This window comes from Sulfitobacter sp. HI0129 (assembly GCF_001635395.1).
GTDB lineage: Bacteria > Pseudomonadota > Alphaproteobacteria > Rhodobacterales > Rhodobacteraceae > Sulfitobacter.
Window position 1 is genome coordinate 1 of record NZ_LWGH01001110.1, and the last position, 1,807, is coordinate 1,807.

The following is a 1,807-nucleotide window of genomic DNA, read 5'->3' on the forward strand; positions in this document are numbered from 1 at the left end:
GGATCGTCGGCCAGCGCGATAGCGGCCTTGGCCGCGACTTCCGGGCCGATCCCGTTGGCATCGCCAACGGTGATCAGCACTCTTTCCTTTTGCGCCGTCATTACAGCGGGAAACCGAGCAGCGTGTCGATCTGGTTGCTGTCCAGCACCACAGTGCGCGACACGATCTTGGCCTCGTCACCGACGATCCGGTAGCGGTCGATATAGCGCCCGGTGGCAAAAAGATCGGTCGGCCCCTCGCGGGTGATCCGGGCCACCATAAACGAAGTTTCCGAATCCACTTCGCCGCCTTCCAGCTCGTCCACGAAGGGCTGCCCGATCATGTGCCGGTAGGAGTGGCGCTCATAGACGTTGGCCTCCAGTAGCGACAGGATACGGTCTCGCAGCATGTCCTTGCTGTCGAGCCAGACAAGACCCGCCTCAAGGTTCTGCGCGTAGTTGTCCGCGCTGGTGATCGTGTAGAAGCAATCATCCACGAAGAAGTTGGGCCATGCGGTGCAATCGCCATCGTCGATCTCGCGGACATAGCGGGCCTGCGCGGCGCTGATCAGGGCCGAAACCTCGGCCTGCCGTACGTGAATGTTCATAGCCCCATCCTCATTCTGTATTCTGCCCAGAACCCCCGGATCGAGGCTTCCGTAATGCGGTCGTCGCCGCCTTCGATGCTGCGCCCGCCCATTTCGAGCACGGCATTGTTGTCCGACGCGCCCTTGGTGCCGCGGCGCACGAAGCCGCCGATACAGCCGTCTTCCATCGACACATACCCGCCCGGCCCGATCAGGTTCGACAGTTTCAGACGCGCGCGGCGCTGTTCGGTCGTGTCATCCTCGAACCCGATATAGGTCCATTTGAGATGCATCTCGTCGGTGCCTTTCGGCAGGACCTGACGCACTGCGATCGAGTTCTGGATCTGTTGAAGGACGAAGCCCGGAAAGACCGTGAGGATCTGCAGGGTGATGTCGTCGTCGAATTCCTTGAAGCTCGCCAGCAGCGACTTGTCGGCCAGTTGCAGGTCCGATTGCGACCGGATCTTCTGGTCCGAATAGATCGTGTTCTTCGCCTTCTCGGCTTCCGCGACCTGGTCGATCTCGGAATAGCTCACATGGCAGCCGCCATTCGGGCTGACAATGATTCCGCCCTTCTGCGACAGCCGGTTCAGCTCGAAGGTCGTGAAGAAGGTGTGCAGGATGCTGGCGTGATAGCTGTCCTTGGTGTTCTCAACATAGAGCTTCCAGTTGTTGGGAAGCACCTGCGTGAACCGGCCCAGAGCCACCATCTTGCGGCCTTCCAGCACGCGGCGGATGCGGCCAAGAACCTCATCGCCCAGGTAATCCTCGATATCGTCCACGTCCTCGTCGAAGCTGCCGAAGATCAGCCCTTCGACATTGGCCACGCGCAGCTTGCGAGGGCCAACGGAGTTCATGCAGAAATCCTTCTCCATCCCGCCTTTGCCGCCGATCCCGTCCTTGAAGGCGATCCCGACTAGGTCACCTTGCAGGCTGTGGGTCCAGGCATGATAGACGCAGGTGAAATCCTTGACGTTGCCGCGATCTTCCAGCGCCAGAAGCGAGCCGCGATGCGAGCAGCGGTTCTCGAACGCATAAATCTCGCCGTCATGGTCGCGGGTCACGATGACCGGGGTTTCCCCCACATGGACCGCGACGAAATCGCCGGGCGACTGAAGTTCGGCTTCAAGACACATGTAGTTCCAGGTTTCCCCCTGGAACAGGCGCTCATTTTCCATCTCCAGAACGTCTTCGCGCTGGAACACCCAGTAAGGGACATGGAAACCCTCATCTTCCTTCGCC

2 protein-coding genes are annotated in these 1,807 nt (G+C 60.2%); both read right to left on the bottom strand.

Annotation, left to right across the window (positions count from 1 at the left end):
* Nucleotides 1-100: 100 nt before the first annotated feature.
* Nucleotides 101-586, bottom strand: a complete 486-nt coding sequence (locus A3764_RS23285; protein WP_067925943.1) for an aromatic-ring-hydroxylating dioxygenase subunit beta — start codon at nucleotides 584-586, stop codon at nucleotides 101-103.
* A partial coding sequence (locus tag A3764_RS23290; RefSeq protein WP_201722511.1) for an aromatic ring-hydroxylating oxygenase subunit alpha occupies nucleotides 583-1,807 on the bottom strand: 1,225 nt, incomplete at its 5' end. The genes A3764_RS23290 and A3764_RS23285, both read right to left, overlap by 4 nt.